The organism is Paucibacter sp. DJ2R-2 (assembly GCF_025717675.1).
Taxonomy (GTDB): domain Bacteria; phylum Pseudomonadota; class Gammaproteobacteria; order Burkholderiales; family Burkholderiaceae_C; genus Paucibacter_A.
This window is the reverse complement of sequence record NZ_JAJIRT010000032.1, coordinates 1-1,154: the sequence shown is the minus strand read 5'-3', so window position 1 is coordinate 1,154 and position 1,154 is coordinate 1. Positions and strand designations below refer to the sequence as shown.

Annotated in this window: 1 protein-coding gene; it reads left to right on the top strand. The window is 61.9% G+C overall.

Going from position 1 to position 1,154, the window contains the following annotated elements; translation table 11 throughout:
* Window positions 1-1,154 (top strand): elongation factor Tu (tuf, locus tag LNV28_RS24980; protein ID WP_263521174.1); only part of this gene is annotated, 1,154 nt, incomplete at both ends.

Here is a 1,154-nt window from a genome sequence, read left to right as displayed (position 1 = left end):
CGCACCAAGCCGCACGTCAACGTCGGCACCATCGGTCACGTGGACCATGGCAAGACGACCCTGACGGCTGCGATCGCAACCGTGCTGTCGAAGAAGTTTGGCGGCGAGGCCAAGGCCTACGACCAGATCGACGCTGCACCTGAAGAAAAGGCACGCGGCATCACGATCAACACCGCCCACGTTGAGTACGAAACGGCCAACCGCCACTACGCTCACGTTGACTGCCCCGGCCACGCTGACTATGTGAAGAACATGATCACCGGCGCCGCACAGATGGACGGCGCGATCCTGGTGTGCTCGGCCGCTGACGGCCCGATGCCCCAGACCCGCGAGCACATCCTGCTGGCTCGCCAAGTGGGCGTGAAGTACATCATCGTGTTCCTGAACAAGTGCGACATGGTGGATGACGCCGAGCTGCTGGAACTGGTGGAAATGGAAGTGCGCGAGCTGCTGAGCAAGTACGACTTCCCCGGCGACGACACCCCCATCATCAAGGGTTCGGCCAAGCTGGCTCTGGAAGGCGACACGGGCGATCTGGGCGAGCAAGCCATCATGCGCCTGGCCGATGCCTTGGACACCTACATCCCCCAGCCTGAGCGTGCCGTGGACGGCGCCTTCCTGCTGCCGGTGGAAGACGTGTTCTCGATCTCGGGTCGTGGCACCGTGGTGACCGGTCGCGTTGAGCGCGGCATCATCAAGGTCGGCGAAGAAATCGAAATCGTCGGTATCCGCGACGTGCAGAAGACCACCGTGACTGGCGTGGAAATGTTCCGCAAGCTGCTGGACCAAGGTCAAGCTGGCGACAACGTCGGTATCCTGCTGCGCGGCACCAAGCGCGAAGACGTCGAGCGCGGCCAAGTGCTGAGCAAGCCGGGTTCGATCAAGCCGCACACGCACTTCACTGCTGAAGTCTATGTGCTGAGCAAGGAAGAAGGCGGCCGTCACACTCCGTTCTTCAACAACTACCGTCCCCAGTTCTACTTCCGTACGACTGACGTGACCGGTGCTGTTGAGCTGCCCGCGGATAAGGAAATGGTCATGCCTGGCGACAACGTCGGCATCACCGTGAAGCTGATCGCTCCGATCGCCATGGAAACCGGTCTGCGCTTCGCTATCCGCGAAGGTGGCCGTACCGTGGGTTCGGGTGTGGTTGC